Below are 17,041 nucleotides of genomic sequence, written 5' to 3'. Positions count from 1 at the left end.
TCGACTCACGAGGTAGCGGACAACTCGGCCGGAGCGAGCGGCGGCTGCCGATCGAACCACGGCCGGGCCTGTTCGAGTTCGCCTGCGAGGGCGAGGAGCACACTCTCCCCACCGAGTGGGCCGACGAACTGCACCCCGAGCGGCAGACCGGACACCGTCCAGTGCAACGGCACCGAGATCGCCGGGCGCCCGGTGATATTGGCCAGCTGCGTGTAGGGGGTGCGCCCCAGATTGTCGTCCACCACCCGGTCGATGAAACCGGCCCGGGTCGCGATCCACGCGGTGCGGGTACGCAGGAGCGCCTCGCCGGCACGCCGCATCCAGCGGGGCGTGTCGAGTTCGCCGATGCGCGACGGCGGGAAGGCGAGTGTCGGCGTGAGCAGCAGATCGTAGCGTTCGTGGAACTGCGCGAGACCGCTCGCGTACTCGGCCCAGCGGGCATGGGCCGCAATGTAGTCCGACGCCGAGGTCGCCTTGCCCACGGCGGCGATGATGCGGGTGTCGAACTCGAAGTCCTCGGGTCGTGCTCCGGTGAGGCGGCAGGCCTCGGCGACCTCCGCGGCAGCCGTGGCGAACCACATGATGAGGAAGTCCTCTGCGAGACGCCGTTCGTCGATACCCGTCGAGGCGGGTTCGACGTGATGGCCGAGTTCCTCGAGCACCGCGACGGCAGCGTCCACCGCGGCCTTCGCCTCCGGATCGACCGGCGTCCCGATCGGTGACGCGGTCTCGTATCCGATCCGCAACCGCTTCGGCGCCGAGCGCGCGGCCTCCGCGTACGACCGGGCACGCTCGACGAGATACGGCCCACCCGCGTACGGGCCCGCCATGACGTCGAGGAAGGCAGCGGCGTCGCGCACCGTCCGGCAGATCACCCCGTTGGTAGCCGCGCCGTGCAGCGGTTCCCCGCCGCGCATACCGGTGGGCACGAGTCCGCGTCCGGGCTTGAGCCCGAGGAGCCCGCAGCAGGCGGCGGGAATGCGGATGGAGCCGCCGCCGTCGCTCGCTCCCGCCGCGGGAACGACGCCGGCCGCGACCGCCGCGGCGGAACCACCCGATGACCCGCCCGGCGTCACCGACGGATCCCACGGGTTTCGGGTGGCCCCGAACGCCTCGGGCTCGGTGATGCCCTTCGCCCCGAACTCGGGGGTGTTGGTCTTGGCGAACGGGACCAGGCCGGCTCCGAGCCACCGGTCGACGATCACCGAGTTCTCGTCCATCGGCAGGTCCGCGAGGACACGGGACCCGCACGAGGTCGGCTCACCGGCCAGATCCTGCCCCAGATCCTTGAGCAGGAACGGCACCCCGGCGAACGGACCGTCGAGCGGTTCGCGTGCCAGGACCCGGGCCTTGTCGTCGAGCCTGCGGACGACGGTGTTCAGTGTCGGTTCGACCGTGTCGAGCCGCGCGATCGCGGTCTCGAGCAACTCGCTCGCCGATACCTGCCCCGTCGCGACGAGTTCGGCCAGGCCGGTCGCGTCGTGACTCCGATACTCCGAGTAGTCCATCTGCTGTCCCCCGACAGTGTCCCGGCCCGCGTCGCTACTGGGGGACGCCCGCGGGCGTGTCTACCGACTTCTTCCGTGCGATATCTGCGAGCGCCGCTTCCCGGGCGGCACGCTCGGCAGCGGCGCTCTCCCACGCCACCTTACGGTTCTTCACGACCTTGGCGGGCGAACCCACCGCGATACTGAAATCGGGGATGTCTCCCTTGACGACCGCGTGCGCTCCGAGCACCGAACCGCGGCCGACCCGGGTGCCGCGGAGCACGGTGACCTTCGCGGCGATCCAGGTGTCCGGACCGATCCGGACGGGGCTCTTGACGATGCCCTGGTCCTTGATCGGGTAGGTGATGTCCTCGGTGCGGTGGTCGAAGTCGCAGATGTAGCACCAGTCTGCGACCAGCGTCGACGCGCCGATCTCGATGTCGAGATAGGTGTTGACGACGTTGTCCTTGCCGAAGACGACCTTGTCGCCGATCCGGAGCGAACCCTCGTGGCAGCGGATGGCGTTGCCGTCGCCGATGTGGACCCAGCGGCCGATCTCGAGGCGCGACAGTTCGGGCGTCGCGTGGATCTCGACGTTCTTGCCCAGGAAGACCATGCCGCGCAGCACCACGTGCGGATTGGCCAGCCGGAACTTCGCCAGGCGGTAGTACCGGACCAGGTACCAGGGCGTGTACGCCTTGTTGTCCAGCACCCATTTCAGAGAGGACAGCGTCAGGAATCGTACCTGTTCGGGATCCCTCCGACGGGACCCGCGCCACCTCGCCGTCAGAGGTGCACCCCACATGCTCGTCATAGGGGCAGCCTACGGTCCGCCTCGTTCGCGGCTCACGACCCCCGGCCCGATACGCTGACACGTCGAATCGTTCGCCTGTGGAGGAGTTGAGTGATGCGGGGTGTCCTGCGGACCGCGGTCCCGGCGCTGACGGTGGTCTTCGCGCTGAGCGCGTGCGGCGGTGGGGCCGGCACCGACGACGTGTTGTCGAGCGGTGGCTGGCCGGGACGGCACTCCGATGCCCGCAACAGCAACACCGCGACCGCCGAGAGCGTCGACGACCTCGCGCCCGGCTGGACGCGTCCGCTGGGCGGCCCGGTCGGCTCCCCCGCCGGGATCGCGGCCAACGGCCAGGTCTCGGTGGCGGCCGCGACGGAGGCCGGATGCAATCTGTTCTCCTTCCAGATGGACACGGGCCGCAAGCGCTGGTGCACGCGTCTCGCCCCGGCCGTCACGACGATCACCCCCGTCTCCGACGGCGTCGCGAACATCTACGTCGGTGAGGACGGCGGACTGCTGTCGTTCAACGAGCACGGCCAGCGTCGCTGGCGCATTCCCGTGAGCGGCAGCCCCCGCAGCGCACAGTTCACCTCCGACGGAAGCCTGTTGGTGGTCACGCATTTCGGTCAGGTCAACGTCGTCGACCCGCAGACGGGACAACTCGAGGCACCGCTGTTCGATCTGGTGCCGGTGCCGACCCTCGAGGACGGGCAGAACCTGCCGCGACTCGCGAGTGATCACGGCCTCCCCGCCTGCTTCGGGGGCTCGGAGGACTGCCCGGTCGCCACCACCCCGGCCGTCGACACCGCCACCGACCGTGTCTTCGTCACCGTGTGGCGTCCGGGTTCGGACAGGTCGGCGCTCGTGGCGCTGCGCTACACGGCCGGTGACGACGCCGTGGTCATCGAGGAGTGGTCGGTAGCCGACCTCCCCGGAGGTGCGGTGACGAGTCCGGTTCTGTCTGCTGACGGTTCGACCGTCTACGTCCACGACGGGGAGGGTGCCCTGTGGGCGCTCGACGCCGAGACAGGCGAAGCGCGATGGACCCACGAGACCGGCCGTCCCACGGCGCTCGGTCCCGCCGTCACCGAGGACGGACTGCTGCTCCTCGCGTCGGCCGACGGCAGCGCCCCGCTGACGGCCCTGCGCGACGGCGGCGACAGCGTCGAAGTCGAGTGGGAGCGGGCGGACGTGACTCCGTACGGTGCGCCGGCGGTGACCGCCGACGGCCGGGCCTATGTGGTCGTCGACGGCGATCGGGGTCTCGCAGCGGCGGTGCTCGATCTCGCGGACGGAGCGACGATGGAGGAGGAACCCCTCGATCCCGCCACCGGACTGCCGGTCGGCACCGGCGTCGGCCCGGGCGGGGAGTTCGTGATCACGACCCTCGACGGGGACGTGGTGGTGCTGCGCGAACCGCAGTCCGTGTGAGGACGGCCGCCCGTGTGAGGGCGGTCAGCGCGACGGCGTGCAGACGAAGGCTTCCGGCGTCCGGCCGATGCGGGTGAGCACCACGCTGAGCGAGGCCGACCCGCGCAGTTTCAGGCGCGGACGCAATACCGCCGGGTCGACGTCGACGCCGCGCACGAGGATCTCGACCGCGCCGCAGTCGTGGCGGGCGAGCGCCTGACGGAGTGTCTTCTCGCTGTACTTGAGACGCTCGACGATCCGGAAACCCCGTACTCCGTCGGGCAGGCTGTCGCCGGTGAGATAGGCGATCCGCGGGTCGAGTTGCCACAGTCCGTGGGCTGCCGCGTAGTGGCGGACGAGACCGGCGCGCACGATCGCGCCGTCGGGGTCGACGATCCACTCCCCCGGCTCCCGTTCCGGAATGTCGTCGTCCGCGGCGTCGGTGATCTCGAAACCGGTTCCGTCCGAACGCAGTACTGCAGCCCGTCGGCGCACGCCGGGAGTGCTCAATCCCGGCGAGTACAGGCACGCTTCGCGGACTCCACCGTCGAGCGAGACGACCTCGACCTCACCGGCCCAGTCGAACGAGTCGAAGTCCAGTCCCGGTGCGCACTTCACGGCGAGATCGCGGCCCGCGTAGGCGTCGAGGAGATCGGGCAGCGGTGGTTGCAGCGCGGCCGGATCGTGGGTCCGTCGCCCGCCCGAACGGCGTGCGGGATCGGCGATGACGGTGGTGCCTCGCGTGACCGGACGCAGGGCGTCGGCGCGCAGGAGGTACGCCCCGGGGACGTTGTGCGCGGCCATCGCCAGCCGCACGTCGTCGAGATCGCTGCCGATCACGGTCTCGGCGACCCCGACGAGTTCAGTGAGCTCGGCGCCGATCGAACACGTCACGTCGTGCACTGTGCGCCCTCGCAACCGCTTCGCGCGGTGGGCCGCGACGCGCGTGGGCGTGGACTGCTGCAGAGCGTCGTCGGTGAGCACCCACTCGCCGCCGCCGGCGATCTTCGCCTCCGTCTTGCGCCGCAGGATGACGGTTTCGACCAGCATTCCGGCACGATCGCCGAAACGCGTACGCGCCCAGCCGATGTCGGCGAGGCGCGTACGCGTCGACAGCTCCCGGTCGGCGACGCTCGCGAGAGCGTCGCGGCCGTCGTCCGACGTCAGGTACTCGACGTCGGCGAGGGTGAAGTCGTAACCCAACTACTTGCCGGGCTTCACACCGGTGATCATGACGTTGTAGAAGAAGCTACGGGGCACGACGTGCTCGAGGATGTTCTCGTCGACCCAGCTCAGCGCCTTCCAGCCACCGAAGGCGAACTTCGCCCAGTTCCAGCCCAGCTTCTCCTGCGGGACGGCGGCCTCGAAGGTGCGCACCGGCCAGCCGAGCAGGGCCGCGGCGAACTCCTCGCTCGACGCCTTGACCTCGACGGCTCCGGCCGAGGAGGCCAGCTTCTCGAGATCGGAAGGATCGAAGGTGTGCAGATCGACGACGGCCTCGAGGGCGGCCGCGCGGGAGGACTCGTCGAGCTCGGTCTGCGGACGACGCCAGTCGCGCAGGAAAGGCAACTTGGTGATGTTGGTGGTGGCCTCCCACGTGACCCGGCCGAGCATGCGGGCGTAGAAGTTGCCGATCGTGCTGGGCTCACCGGCGAAGACGAAACGGCCGCCGGGCTTGAGCACGCGCAGCACCTCGCGCAGCGACTGCTCGACGTCCGGGATGTGGTGCAGCACGGCATGGCCGACCACGAGGTCGAAGGTGTCGTCGTCGTACGGAATGGTCTCGGCGTCGGCAACGCGGCCGTCGACGTCGAGGCCGAGATTCTCGGCGTTGCGGAGCGCGACCTTCACCATGCCGGGCGACAGGTCGGTCACCGAACCGGTCTTCGCGACCCCACCCTGCATGAGGTTGAGGAGGAAGAAGCCCGTGCCGCAGCCGAGTTCGAGTGCGCGCTCGTAGGGCAGCGGCTGATCGCCGGCCGCGGCGACGAACCGCCCCTTGGCGTAGTCGATGCACCGCTCGTCGTACGAGATGGACCATTTCTCGTCGTACGTCTCGGCTTCCCAGTCGTGGTAGAGCACCTGGGCTAGCTTGGTGTCCTCGAGCGCGGCTGCGACCTCTTCGGCAGTGGCGTGCGGATTCGGCGCGGGGTCGACCCCGTCGGTCCTGCTGGCAGTCATGCGGTGATCCTACTCATCGGTAAGCTGTGGACAAGTGCAGGTGCCGGTCGGCATCACTCGCCGACGAACTTCGCCTTGCCCGGCCCGTTCTCGATGAACGATTCGAGGCCGATGGTGCGGTCCTTCGTGGCGAACAGCGCGGCGAAGACGTGCTGTTCGATCTTCAGACCCGTATCCAGATCGGTGTCGAGGCCCTGGTCGATCGCGGCCTTCGCGGCGGCGAGCGCGCGCGAGGCGGCGCCGGTGAACTGCCCGGCCCAGCGACGCGCAGCCTCGTAGACGTCGTCGGGGGCGACGACCTCGTCGACCAGACCGATCGACAGGGCTTCGTCGGCGCCGACGAAACGACCGGTGAAGACGAGATCCTTCGCCTTCGCCGGGCCGACGAGCCGAGCCAGTCGCTGGGTGCCGCCGCCACCGGGGATGATGCCCAGCAGGATCTCGGGCGTGCCGAGCTTGACGTTGTCGCCGACGATGCGCCGGTCGGCGCCGAGGGCGAGTTCGAGGCCACCACCGAGGGCGTAGCCGGTGATCGCGGCGACGGTGGGCTTGGGGATGTCGGCGATCGACCCGAGGGCCGACTGCAGGTCGCCGACGATCTCGCTCATCTGCACGTAGCTCAGGTCGGCCATCTCCTTGATGTCGGCGCCGGCCGCGAACACCTTCTCGCCGCCGTAGACGATCACCGACTTCACGTCGGACCGGACGGTCGCCTCGCGCGCAGCGGCCCGGATCTCCTCCTGGAGCTGCCGGTTCAACGCGTTCATCGGAGGGCGGTCGAGACGGATGGTGCCGATGCCGTCGGAGACGTCGAGGGTCACGAATTCAGCCATGGTCCTCAGCCTAGATGTCGGAGCGCTGGGCCCACGGATGAGTACCGACCTCGTAGTAGGCCTCGTCCCCGTCGAACGCGATGTGGACCGCCCCGTCGCGACGGCTGATGATCGGCAGGATCGGCTCGATGACCGGATCCGCCGCCATGAGGTCGGCGACCGTGGCGAAGCCCGACAGGATCGACAGCTGACTCCACGTGGGCGGGAGCAGGATGCACCGGCCCGACCGCCAGTCGGCGAGGGCCTCCTCCGCGGTCTGCCACTGCACCAGATCGGTCTCGCTGGTGTTGCCGTCGGCCCGCTGTCCTTCCGGTACCGCGGCGACGAAGAACCGCGTATCGTAGCGGCGCCGCTCCCCCAGCGGAGTGATCCAGTTCGCGTGGGGACGCAGCAGGTCGGCGCGCAGCACCAACTGTTCCTTCTCCAGGAAGTCGCCGAAGGACAACTCGCGCGCTTCCAGCAGACGACGCGCCTCCGCGTAGTCACCGGTGTCGGCCACCACCGAATCCTCGGTGGGTCCGGCGAGCAGCACGCCACACTCCTCGAAGGTCTCGCGCACGGCCGCGAGCACCAGTGCACGGGCCTGCGCCTCGCCGATACCGAACCGCTCGGCCCACCAGGTCACGTCCGGTCCGGTCCACCGCACCTCGGCGTCGGTGTCGGAAGTGTCGACACCGCCGCCGGGGAAGACGGTCATGCCGCCGGCGAAGTCCATGCCGACGACACGACGCTGCAGGAACACCTCGACGCCGCGCGCAGAGTCCCGCACGAGCATCACGGTGGACGCGTCGCGGATGGGTACCGCGGTGGGATCGAAGGTGGATGCCGAGCGATTGTTGGCCATGGCCTCAACCTAACCGATCGGTCCCGGCACCACCCGACCCGGAGTCACCGGCGGTGCCGTCCCGCCTGGCGGGTGCGGCGGGCGAAGAACCGGTCGTCGACCTTGTCGAGCGAGATGGACTGACTGAACGCCGCGCTGAGGTTCTCGGCGGTGATCACGTCGTCGAGCAGGCCCTGGGCGACCACACCGCCCTCCTTCAGGAGCAGCGCGTGCGTGAAGCCCGGCGGGATCTCCTCCACGTGATGGGTGACGAGCACGATCGCCGGGGCATCCGGGTCGGCCGCGAGCGTCCCGAGCCGGGCCACGAGTTCCTCGCGACCGCCGAGGTCCAGACCGGCCGCGGGCTCGTCGAGCAGCAGCAGTTCGGGGTCGGTCATGAGCGCCCGGGCGATGAGCGCACGCTTGCGTTCGCCCTCCGACAGCGTCCCGTACAGACGGTCGGCGAGATGTTCCGCGCCGAGGCTCTCGAGCATCTCCACCGCGCGGCTCGTGTCGATGTCGTCGTACTGCTCGCGCCACCGGCCCAGCACGCCGTAGCCCGCGGAGAGCACGAGATCGGTGACCTTCTCGTCGTTCGGCACCCGGTTGGCCAGGGCCGCGGAGGACAATCCGATCCGGGGTCGTAGTTCGGACAGATCCGTCTTTCCGAACGTCTCCGCGAGGACGTGCGCGGTGCCGGAGGTGGGGAACGTCTCGGCTGCCGCGACCCGCAGCAGCGAGGTCTTTCCTGCCCCGTTGGGTCCGAGAACCACCCAACGTTCGTCGAGTTCCACCTTCCAGGTCACGGGACCGACGAGGACGTTCCCGCCGCGTCGGACCACTACGTCGTCGAATTCGATGAGCAAATCGGGATCAGGTTGTGCCACGCGGACCATCTTCTCTTACGCCCGAGCCCGAAACGCGGCAGGATCGGTTCCCGTGTCGTCCTCCGCATCCGAATCTGCTGTCGTGTCCGGCTCGGTCGCGCTCCCCGACCGGGCCGCCTTCCCGCTCGGCCCCACCCCGGTCGACGGTGGGACACGCTTCGCCGTCCACGCCCCGCACAGCGACCGCGTCCAGGTCTGCCTCGTCGACGACGACGGGAACGAACACCGCGTGGACCTGCCCGACCGCACCTACGGGGTCTGGCACGGGGTGGTCCCCGGCGTCGGCGCCGGGCAACGGTACGGCTACCGCGCCTACGGGCCGTGGCAACCGCAGTGGGGGTTGCGTACCAATCCGCACAAGATCCTGCTCGACCCGTGGGCCCGCCGGATCGTCGGCGACGTCGGTGATCCGGACCGGCTGATCCCCCACCAGGGTGACCCGTTCGGTGCGATGTCGAGCACCGACTCGCTCGGCCACACACCTCTGTCGGTGGTGACCCCCGTCCTGACGCCCATGCACGACAAACCCCGCGTGCCGTGGGAGAACACCGTCGTCTACGAACTGCACGTCGGTTCGTACACGGCCCGTCACCCGCTCGTGCCGCCGGAACTGCGCGGCACCTATCTCGGACTCGCCCACCGGTCGGTGATCGACCACCTGGTGGGGCTGGGAGTGACGACGGTCGAACTGCTCCCCGTGCAGGCCTTCGTGACCGAGCCATCGGTGCGTGCGCGGGGGATGCGCAACCACTGGGGCTATTCGACCGCCTCGTACTTCGCGCCGCATCCCGCCTACGCCGTCACGCCCGGCAACGAGATCGCCGAGTTCCGAACGATGGTCGACGCCTTCCACAGCGCCGGGCTCGAGGTGCTGCTCGACGTCGTCTACAACCACACGTGCGAAGCATCGGTCGACGGTCCGAGTCTGTCCTGGCGCGGTCTCGACGCGCCCGGCTACTACCTGCTCGACGCGCACGGACGGGACATCGACCTGACGGGGTGCGGCAACACCCTCGACGCGTCCTCACCGATCGTCGTGCGGATGGTGTGCGACAGCCTCCGGTACTGGGCGGACGTGATGGGGGTGGACGGCTTCCGCTTCGACCTCGCCAGTGCGCTGGCCCGTCCTCGCGGTGGGGCCTTCGATCCGCGAGCGGCACTGCTCACCGCGATCGTCACCGATCCCGTCCTCTGCGACGTCAAGCTCGTCGCCGAACCGTGGGACGCCACCGCACACGGTTACCAGCTCGGGAACTTCGGCGCGCAATGGGCCGAATGGAACGACCGCTACCGCGACACGGTCCGCCGCTACTGGGCGGGACGTTCCGGGATCCGCGAGATGGCGTCGCGGCTCACCGGTTCGGAGGACCTCTACGACAGGAACATCCGGCAGCCGTGGATGTCGGTCAACTTCGTCACCGCCCACGACGGTTTCACCCTCGCCGATGCGGTCTCGTACGAGCGCAAGCACAACGACGAGAACGGTGAGGAGGGCCGGGACGGGTCGAACAACAACGAGTCGGTGAACCACGGGGTCGAAGGGCCGACCGACGATCCGGAGATCCTCGCCGCCCGCGACCGGCACATCCGGGCGATGCTCGCGACGCTGCTGTTGTCGACGGGCACACCGATGCTGCTCGCCGGCGACGAGTTCGGGCACACGCAGAACGGCAACAACAACGCCTACTGCGTCCCCGAGGACGTCCCCGTCCGCGACGCCTGGCCGCTGGACTGGGAGCACGCCGACCGTGCGCGAACGGATTACGTGCGCGAACTGCTCCGCCTGCGCACGCGCGTCCCGGTGCTGCGGCAGCGACGCTTCTTCGAGGGCCGCGCCCGGTCCGTGGGTTATCCCGATCTCGTGTGGTTCGGCATCGAGGGGATCGAACTCGACGAGGATGCGTGGCAGGACGACAGTCGCCGCACGCTGCAGGGCTGGGTCGACGGCTCGCAACTCGGCACCGTGACCCGCACCGGCGTCACTCTCGAGGACAGCAGCGGGCTGTTCGTTCTGCATTCGGGCGACGCCGCCACGGTGACCCTCGCCGGACCCGAGTGGTATCGCGGCAACATCGTGTGCGTCTTCGATTCGAGTGCCCCCGACGGCAGGCCCGCGGACACCTCCCCGATGCGGGTGGGAAGTTCGTACCCGGTCGACGGTCCGACGGTGCTGATCTTCTGGATCGCGGACGACGGACCCATCGAGCAAGGATGATCCACGGCGGCACGACGCCGGTGGAGGTCAGGCTCGTTCGTCGACCGTGCCGGGCACCGCGATCACGGTGATCGAACCCGGGGCCACCTCGGTGAAGCCCGCGTCGCGGACCGCGACGGCCGTGCCGGCTTCCACGCGGGCGAGCAGCTCGCGCCAGGTGGCCTCGTCCGCATCGCGGACGGCACACGGGAATCCGTCGGAAGCCCAGGCGCGTGCGGTGTCGACGTCCAGTGCCCCCGCGAACAGCATCGCGGCGTGACCGACCTGCGCGGCCGCCTTGCCGACGGTCATCTCGAGGTCCTTCTGCACCCAGAGGACCGGAACGCCGTCCGCCGGTGGGGGCGGATCGTCGTGGGGCAGGTCGGTGCCACCGATCTGCAGGCGGGAGATGCGCGGGTCCAGTTCCCCCACCGGGCCGGGCACGAACGCCCGGGCCTGGGCACCGGCGTGGTCGACGGTGACTCCGTCGACGTCCTGCGCGGCACGCCAGTGCGCTCCGCGGGCGCGGCGGGCGACCTTCCGGATCCGCGCGTCGTTCCATGCGAGGAAGGGTTCCTGCCACGGACCGGGTTCGCCGTCCGGGCCGGGACCGACCCGCGGGTCGAAACACAGTGCCACGGTGGCCATCGCGGCGGCTTCGAGCACCGCACTGCGGGCGGGTGGATCGACCTTGGGGATGTGCAGCACGATCGGCATCGCCTGCACCTTCGCCGGATCCTCCGGGTCGGGCCGGTGCCCGTAACCGCGGGTGAGTACGCCGTGGCGCTCGGCGAAACCCGGATCCGAGGCCGGGTCGAAGACCCGATCGGGTGCGGCCTCGAAGACCGGCTCGGGCGCCGTGTCCGCGAAGTCGGGGTCCAGCTCAGACACTGCCGTCGATCGGGACGCGGCGCAGGGTTCCGTCGACGCGGTCGGCCGCCTCGATCTCCTCGCGGGTGACGCCGAGGACGAAGAGCACCGCATCGAGGTAGGGATACGACAGGGCGGTGTCGGCGACCTCGCGCAAGGCCGGCTTGGCGTTGAACGCGACGCCCAGGCCCGCGGCCGAGAGCATGTCGATGTCGTTGGCACCGTCGCCGACCGCGACGGTCTGCTCGACCGGCACGCCCGCCTCGTCGGCGAACTCGCGGAGGGCGCGTGCCTTGGCGGCGCGGTCGACGATGTCGCCGACCACTCGCCCGGTGAGCTTGCCGTCGACGATCTCGAGCGTGTTGGCGCGGACGAAGTCGAGTTCGAGTTCGTGTGCGAGCGGGTCGATCACCTGGCGGAAGCCGCCCGAGACGACGCCGCAGCGGAAGCCGAGCCGACGCAACGTCCGGATCGTGGTGCGGGCACCGGGAGTGAGTTCGAGCTGCTCGGCGACCTCGTCGATGACGGTCGCCGGCAGACCCGCGAGGGTCGCGACGCGTTGTTCGAGGGACTGCGCGAAGTCGATCTCACCGCGCATCGCAGCCTCGGTGACCTCGCGGACCTTGTCCTCGACACCGGCGTGCGCGGCGAGCATCTCGATGACCTCGCCCTGGATGAGCGTGGAGTCGACGTCGAAGACGATCAGGCGCTTGGAACGACGGGCGAGACCGCCGCGCTCCACCGCGATGTCGACGTCGAGGACCGCGGCGAGTTCGACGAGGGCGTGCCGCAGCGCGGCGTCGGCCTCGACGCTGGTGTCGGGCGCGGTGATCATCAGCTCGAGGCCGGTGAGCGGGTAGTCGGCGATGCCGCGGATCGAATCGATGTTCGCGCCCTGGGCCGCGAGGGTGCGGCCCACCGATCGCAGCGCCTTGGCACTGACCGGGCTGCCCAGCACGACGACGGCGTGGGTCGAGACGGTGCGGGCGCCGCGCTCGGCACCGATCTGGACGTCGGCGTGCATGCCGATGGTGGCCATCGCGGACTCGACCTCGTCCTGCATCGCTTCGACATCGGTCGGGCAGACGAGGAGGACACCGAGGGTGAGCCGGCCACGGATCACGACCTGTTCCACATCGAGGAGGTCGACGTCGTGCCGCGTCAGCGCTGCGAAGAGCACCGAGGTCACGCCGGGATGGTCAGGTCCGGTCACGGTCACCAGCACCGTGCTGTCAGACGCCACTACGTCTCCGATCGCTTGTCTGTCGAGGTACACACGGACGCACGCGCGTACCGGCTCGCTCGTTCATTGTTGCAGGGCGAACCGCCGCTCCCGTTCGCGGGTCCGGACCCACGGAAAGGCCGAAGCCCCACCCGGTGAACGGGTGGGGCTTCGGTCGATCGTCGATCTGCGCTCAGGCGCGCGGATGGTCGCCGGGGGTACGGTCGGCACCCTCGAGGACGTTGACGTTGTGCTTGTCGCTGCCCGGGCCGACGTGCGCTTCGGCGCGCATCTTCTCGACCATGTGCGGGTAGTGCAGCTCGAAGGCGGGACGCTCCGAGCGGATCCGCGGCAGCTCGGTGAAGTTGTGCCGCGGGGGCGGGCAGCTGGTGGCCCATTCGAGCGAGTTGCCGTAACCCCACGGGTCGTCGACCGTGACGACCTGGCCGTAGCGGTAGCTCTTGAAGACGTTCCACAGGAACGGCAGCGTCGAGGCACCGAGCACGAACGCACCGATGGTGGAGATCGTGTTCAGGGTGGTGAACCCGTCGGACGGCAGGTAGTCGGCGTAGCGACGGGGCATGCCCTCGTTACCGAGCCAGTGCTGTACCAGGAAGGTGGTGTGGAAGCCGATGAAGGTCAGCCAGAAGTGCCAGCGGCCGAGCTGCTCGTCGAGCATGCGTCCGGTCATCTTCGGGAACCAGAAGTAGATGCCGGCGTAGGTCGCGAACACGATGGTGCCGAAGAGCACGTAGTGGAAGTGCGCGACCACGAAGTACGAGTCGTGCAGGTGGAAGTCCAGCGGCGGGCTCGCGAGGATGACACCGGTCAGGCCACCGAAGAGGAAGGTCACGATGAAGCCGACCGAGAACAGCATCGGCGATTCGAAGGTGATCTGGCCCTTCCACAGCGTGCCGATCCAGTTGAAGAACTTCACACCGGTCGGGACGGCGATCAGGAAGGTCATGAACGAGAAGTACGGCAGCAGCACGGCGCCGGTGGCGTACATGTGGTGCGCCCACACGGCGATGGACAGCGCCGCGATGGCCATCGTGGCGTAGACAAGACCGGTGTAACCGAAGATCGGCTTGCGGGAGAAGACCGGGAAGATCTCCGAGACGATGCCGAAGAACGGCAGCGCGATGACGTACACCTCGGGGTGACCGAAGAACCAGAACAGGTGCTGCCACAGGAGCACACCGCCGGTGGCGGGGTCGTAGATGTGGCCACCGAGGTGACGGTCGACGAACAGGCCCATGAAGGCGGCGGTCAGCAGCGGGAACACGAGCAGGATCAGCAGGCTGGTGATCAGGATGTTCCAGGTGAAGATCGGCATCCGGAACATGGTCATGCCCGGTGCACGCATGCACACCACGGTGGTGATGAAGTTGACGCCACCGAGGATGGTGCCCAGACCCATCACGCCGAGGCCGAGGATCCAGAAGTCGGCACCGACACCCGGGGAGTGGATCTCACTGGTGAGCGGCGTGTACGCCGTCCAACCGAAGTCCGCGGCACCGCCGGGGGTGACGAAGCCGAGCATGACGATCGTCGCGCCGAACAGGTACAGCCAGTAGCTGAAGGCGTTCAGGCGCGGGAAGGCGACGTCGGGGGCGCCGATCTGCAGCGGCAGGATGTAGTTCGCGAAGGCGAACACGACCGGCGTCGCGTACATCAGCAGCATGATCGTGCCGTGCATGGTGAACAGCTGGTTGAACTGCTCGTTCGACAGGAACTGCAGGCCGGGGACCGCGAGCTCGGTGCGCATCAGCAGGGCCATCAGGCCGCCGATGAGGAAGAAGGCGAACGAGGTGACCATGTACATGATCCCCAACATCTTGGGATCTGTGGTCGTGATCATCTTGTAGATGAACGAACCCTTGGGTCCCTGCCGCGGCGGGTACGGCCTTGCTGCAGCTATCTCTGGGACTGGCTGGGGCGCTACGGCAGTCACTAATCCTCCTGAATGCGCGCTCGACCTCGGGCTGGAGGCGAACGGTCTCTGGCTTGCGCTCATCGAATCGTAGACCCTGCCCGAAACGGTCGCCCTCCGGGTCCTACTCACTGTCGTACTCGACTCGCGAGGCTACCTGGAGCGGAGCGGACAACCACAATCGGATTTTGTGCTGCACTTCACACGCAGGGCGACAGCAGGTGACCCCACCACGCGCGAACAGCACGGGTTAGGGTGCACTTCCCCCCGCAATCACAGAAGGACGACCCGTGCCTGTTCTCTCCTCCCGACCAGCCCGGTTCGCGGCAGCACTGCTGACCGCCGGACTCCTCGTCGCCGGCTGCAGTTCGGCCGACACCTCCGACGACGCGACCACCGACACCGCGTCCGACTCGGCCGCCGGCTTCCCCCGGACCGTCGAACACTTCCGCGGTTCCACCACGATCGAGAGCGAGCCGACCCGCATCGTCGCGCTCGACACGAGCTATTCCGACGCCGTGCTTCTCCTCGAGGCACCTCTCGTCGGGTACGTCGACTACCGCACCGACGAGTTCCCCGACTATCTCGGCGACTCGCGGCAGCACGCGACCGACGCCGTGTCCGTCGGCAAGACCGCGGACGTGAGCCTCGAACAGGTGGCCGCGCTCGAACCCGACCTCATCCTCTCGGCGGAGGTGCGCGACGGAGAGAACTACGAGGAACTGTCCGCCATCGCCCCGACCGTCTTCTCCCAGTCGACCGGACCGACGTGGAAGGACAACATCCGCCTCGTCGCGCAGGCCATCGGCAAGGAGGACCTCGCCGAGCAGAAGATCTCCGAGTACGAGGAGCGCGCCGCGGCCATCGGTGCGGACATCAACGAAAAGGCCGGCAACCCGACGATCTCGATCGTCCGCTTCGCCGGTGAACCGACGGCCCGGCTGTACCGCACCACCTCGTTCAGCGGCATCGTGCTCGAGGACGCCGGTCTCGCCCGCCCCGCGAGCCAGGGTCCCGATCCGTCGGATCCGTCGAGCATCATGAACGCCATCAGCCCCGAACTGATCACCGAGGCCGAGGCGGACGTCATCTTCGTCACCACCTACGACCTCGGCGACGGCAAGGCGCAGGCGGCGGCCGAACCCTTCGTCACCAATCCGTTGTGGGAGAACCTGCAGGGACGGAAGGTCGAGGTCGACGACAGCGTGTGGATGATGCCGGTGAGCATCCAGGGTGCGCACCGCATCCTCGACGACCTCGCGGACACCTTCGGCGTCGACCGTCACACGACCGGATAGCCTGAGCCGTCCGATCCGAGCAGCGTCCTACAGGAGTTGGTCCGACGTGTTTTCCGTGCACCGGTCACGAGCAGTGCTCGTCGCAGCCGTCGCTGCGGTGACGACAGCCCTGGCCGGATGCTCCACACCTCCCGACGACGACGCATCGGAGATCGTGCGCACCACGACCCGCATCGCCGGTGCGTCGGTCGTGGGCATCGACCGGGACACGTCGACCGCGTGCGCACTCCCCTCTCCGCTCGATCCGGGACAGCCCACCACCGGCACCCGGCCGGTCCTGCACACCGCAGGCCGGTCGGATGTGCCCGCCGACCCGCAGCGGATCGTCGTCCTCGACCCCGCGGCGCTCGACGCGGTGTGCGCCCTGGGGCTGTGGGAGCGCGTCGTGGGAGCGAGCGCCGAGCTCACCGGCCGGCCGGAATATCTCGGTCACGGGATCGGCGAACTCCCGCCCGTGGGTGCCGCGGGCAACCCGGACGTCGCGGCGATCGAGCGCGCACAGCCGGATATGATCCTCGGCTCCTCCACCGCCCCGGACGTCTACGCCTCCCTCAGCGGCATCGCACCCACCGTGCTGGTCGGGTCCGATCCCGTCTTCTGGAGGGAACAGTTCGTCCGGGTCGGTGAGGCGCTCGGGCGCACGGAGGCCGCACGTCGCGTGCTCGACGACTACGCGACGGCCGCGCGCGATCTGGGCCGCGAGCTCGTGTCGTCCCAGACGCAGGCGTCGATCGTCCGGTTCACGGCCGACGGCCCGACCGTGGAGGGCACCGCGTCGTTCGCGGGGCAGGTGCTCGGCGACGTCGGCGCTGCCCGGCCCCCGGCCCAGCGGTTCGCGGTCGTCGACGGACAACCGTGGCAGGCCGTCGACACGGAGGACCCTGCCCCGGCGGACGGCGATGTGATCTTCGTCCGTTTCGCCGGTGAGGACGGGCTCGAGGCCGGCAAGGACTACATGCAGACCGACGAGTGGCTCGACCTCGGGGCCGTGCGCGACAACCGTCTGTTCTCCGTGACCGACGACGTGTGGTCGACCCCCGGACCGGTCGCCGCGCGGGCGATCCTCACCGACCTGACGCACACCCTCAACGGATATTCGAACTGATCGCC

At 69.1% G+C, this 17,041-nt stretch carries 14 protein-coding genes; 4 read left to right on the top strand and 10 right to left on the bottom strand.

All coding sequences use genetic code 11. The features are described 5' to 3' along the window. Window positions 1-5: 5 nt before the first annotated feature. Together M3330_RS19900 and M3330_RS19895 are read right to left on the bottom strand one after the other, a co-directional pair. Window positions 6-1,508 (bottom strand): amidase, encoded by a 1,503-nt coding sequence (locus M3330_RS19900; protein WP_033097731.1) that lies wholly within the window; start codon window positions 1,506-1,508, stop codon window positions 6-8. Window positions 1,509-1,542: 34 nt separating this feature from the next. Further along, window positions 1,543-2,301, bottom strand: coding sequence for an acyltransferase (locus tag M3330_RS19895; RefSeq protein WP_033097730.1), 759 nt, complete (start codon window positions 2,299-2,301; stop codon window positions 1,543-1,545). A 93-nt stretch (window positions 2,302-2,394) separates the two neighbouring features. Between M3330_RS19895 and M3330_RS19890 the strand changes: the two genes are divergently transcribed. Continuing rightward, entirely contained in the window at window positions 2,395-3,711 is a 1,317-nt protein-coding gene (locus M3330_RS19890; RefSeq protein WP_230810309.1) for a PQQ-binding-like beta-propeller repeat protein, read from the top strand. A gap of 24 nt (window positions 3,712-3,735) precedes the next feature. Here M3330_RS19890 and M3330_RS19885 read toward each other — a convergent pair whose 3' ends face one another. From M3330_RS19885 to M3330_RS19865, 5 genes are read right to left on the bottom strand one after another with little or no spacing between them, the layout of a single operon-like run. Then, the gene (locus M3330_RS19885; RefSeq protein WP_006554573.1) at window positions 3,736-4,893 is read right to left on the bottom strand and encodes a hypothetical protein; all 1,158 of its coding nucleotides are present in this window, start codon (window positions 4,891-4,893) and stop codon (window positions 3,736-3,738) included. Next, window positions 4,894-5,871, bottom strand: a complete 978-nt coding sequence (locus M3330_RS19880) for a class I SAM-dependent methyltransferase (protein WP_019288412.1) — start codon at window positions 5,869-5,871, stop codon at window positions 4,894-4,896. A gap of 53 nt (window positions 5,872-5,924) precedes the next feature. Further along, entirely contained in the window at window positions 5,925-6,704 is a 780-nt protein-coding gene (locus M3330_RS19875) for an enoyl-CoA hydratase-related protein (protein ID WP_019288413.1), read from the bottom strand. A 10-nt stretch (window positions 6,705-6,714) separates the two neighbouring features. Next, a complete protein-coding gene (locus tag M3330_RS19870) occupies window positions 6,715-7,548 on the bottom strand; it encodes an NUDIX hydrolase (protein WP_006554576.1) in 834 nt (277 codons plus the stop codon). Between the two features lie 44 nt (window positions 7,549-7,592). Continuing rightward, window positions 7,593-8,423: an ABC transporter ATP-binding protein gene (locus M3330_RS19865; protein WP_006554577.1), complete on the bottom strand. Its 831-nt coding sequence runs from the start codon at window positions 8,421-8,423 to the stop codon at window positions 7,593-7,595. A gap of 73 nt (window positions 8,424-8,496) precedes the next feature. Between M3330_RS19865 and glgX the strand changes: the two genes are divergently transcribed. Continuing rightward, window positions 8,497-10,629 (top strand): glycogen debranching protein GlgX, encoded by a 2,133-nt coding sequence (glgX, locus tag M3330_RS19860; protein ID WP_094980280.1) that lies wholly within the window; start codon window positions 8,497-8,499, stop codon window positions 10,627-10,629. A 27-nt stretch (window positions 10,630-10,656) separates the two neighbouring features. On the opposite strand, the gene M3330_RS19855 is transcribed toward glgX, so the two are convergent. The 3 genes from M3330_RS19855 to ctaD all read right to left on the bottom strand — a co-directional run bounded on the left by M3330_RS19855 (window position 10,657) and on the right by ctaD (window position 14,654). Continuing rightward, window positions 10,657-11,499, bottom strand: a complete 843-nt coding sequence (locus M3330_RS19855) for a peptidyl-tRNA hydrolase (RefSeq protein WP_006554579.1) — start codon at window positions 11,497-11,499, stop codon at window positions 10,657-10,659. Next, on the bottom strand, window positions 11,492-12,721 hold the full coding sequence (gene serB, locus M3330_RS19850; RefSeq protein WP_255026063.1) for a phosphoserine phosphatase SerB: 1,230 nt from the start codon (window positions 12,719-12,721) through the stop codon (window positions 11,492-11,494). Before serB ends, M3330_RS19855 begins: the two co-directional genes overlap by 8 nt. A 172-nt stretch (window positions 12,722-12,893) precedes the next feature. Further along, on the bottom strand, window positions 12,894-14,654 hold the full coding sequence (gene ctaD, locus M3330_RS19845) for a cytochrome c oxidase subunit I (RefSeq protein WP_024101412.1): 1,761 nt from the start codon (window positions 14,652-14,654) through the stop codon (window positions 12,894-12,896). A gap of 269 nt (window positions 14,655-14,923) precedes the next feature. On the opposite strand from ctaD, the gene M3330_RS19840 reads away from it, so the two are divergent. Beyond that, a complete protein-coding gene (locus M3330_RS19840) occupies window positions 14,924-15,931 on the top strand; it encodes an ABC transporter substrate-binding protein (RefSeq protein WP_033097725.1) in 1,008 nt (335 codons plus the stop codon). A 55-nt stretch (window positions 15,932-15,986) separates the two neighbouring features. Beyond that, complete coding sequence (locus tag M3330_RS19835) at window positions 15,987-17,036, top strand: ABC transporter substrate-binding protein (protein ID WP_156666161.1); 1,050 nt, start codon at window positions 15,987-15,989, stop codon at window positions 17,034-17,036. Window positions 17,037-17,041: the final 5 nt, after the last annotated feature.

It is taken from the genome of Rhodococcus sp. GA1, assembly GCF_024321955.1.
Taxonomy (GTDB): domain Bacteria; phylum Actinomycetota; class Actinomycetes; order Mycobacteriales; family Mycobacteriaceae; genus Rhodococcus; species Rhodococcus pyridinivorans.
Note: the sequence above shows the minus strand (reverse complement) of the source record. Positions and strands in the feature narration are given on the sequence as shown.

What these genes read in the sequence shown, in the direction of transcription:
- M3330_RS19900 (WP_033097731.1), bottom strand. Translation starts at nt 1,508, where the DNA reads ATGGACTACTCGGAGTATCGGAGTCACGACGCGACCGGCCTGGCCGAA.
- M3330_RS19895 (WP_033097730.1), bottom strand. Translation starts at nt 2,301, where the DNA reads ATGACGAGCATGTGGGGTGCACCTCTGACGGCGAGGTGGCGCGGGTCC.
- M3330_RS19890 (WP_230810309.1), top strand. Translation starts at nt 2,395, where the DNA reads ATGCGGGGTGTCCTGCGGACCGCGGTCCCGGCGCTGACGGTGGTCTTC.
- M3330_RS19880 (WP_019288412.1), bottom strand. Translation starts at nt 5,871, where the DNA reads ATGACTGCCAGCAGGACCGACGGGGTCGACCCCGCGCCGAATCCGCAC.
- M3330_RS19875 (WP_019288413.1), bottom strand. Translation starts at nt 6,704, where the DNA reads ATGGCTGAATTCGTGACCCTCGACGTCTCCGACGGCATCGGCACCATC.
- M3330_RS19870 (WP_006554576.1), bottom strand. Translation starts at nt 7,548, where the DNA reads ATGGCCAACAATCGCTCGGCATCCACCTTCGATCCCACCGCGGTACCC.
- M3330_RS19865 (WP_006554577.1), bottom strand. Translation starts at nt 8,423, where the DNA reads ATGGTCCGCGTGGCACAACCTGATCCCGATTTGCTCATCGAATTCGAC.